Annotated in this window: 1 protein-coding gene; it reads left to right on the top strand. The window is 44.5% G+C overall.

Features of this window, described 5'->3' with window-relative positions; genetic code table 11:
- Positions 1-182: 182 nt before the first annotated feature.
- On the top strand, positions 183-650 hold a 468-nt coding region (locus R8O10_RS25705; RefSeq protein ID WP_318192023.1), incomplete at its 3' end, for a LacI family DNA-binding transcriptional regulator.

Below are 650 nucleotides of genomic sequence, written 5' to 3'. Positions count from 1 at the left end.
TAGATTAAAACAATGACTATTCCCAAAATTTGAAGCAGTAGCCAAGCGATGCTTTATCGCCTACTCCCTAAAAATAACCACTAACAACGTGATTAGATAGGCACTGATTACCAGTGATAAAGACCTACGACTTCTGACAGGGAATAACGTCATCTTGGCAAAAATTTGAGAGGTTAAACACTATGGCGACAATGAAGGATGTTGCCCAGCTTGCGGGAGTGTCGACAGCTACGGTATCTCGAGCATTAATGAATCCAGAAAAAGTCTCTTCTTCAACAAGAAAAAGAGTCGAAGATGCCGTCCTTGAAGCGGGCTATTCTCCAAATTCATTAGCGCGTAATCTACGTAGAAACGAATCAAAAACGATTGTTACCATCGTTCCTGACATCTGTGATCCTTACTTTTCTGAAATCATTCGTGGTATCGAAGACGCCGCTGTGGAACATGTCTACCTCGTACTGCTCGGTGACAGCGGCCAGCAGAAAAAGCGTGAAAGCTCATTTGTGAATCTAGTGTTCACCAAACAAGCCGATGGCATGTTACTGCTTGGCACCGACCTGCCATTTGATGTCAGCAAGCCAGAACAGAAAAACCTGCCACCAATGGTCATGGCTTGTGAGTTTGCGCCAGAGCTAGAATTACCAACCGTG

The sequence above is a fragment of the Vibrio sp. 1727 genome (assembly GCF_033344415.1).
Taxonomy (GTDB): Bacteria; Pseudomonadota; Gammaproteobacteria; order Enterobacterales; family Vibrionaceae; genus Vibrio; species Vibrio alginolyticus.
This window is presented reverse-complemented; position numbering and strand designations above follow the sequence as displayed.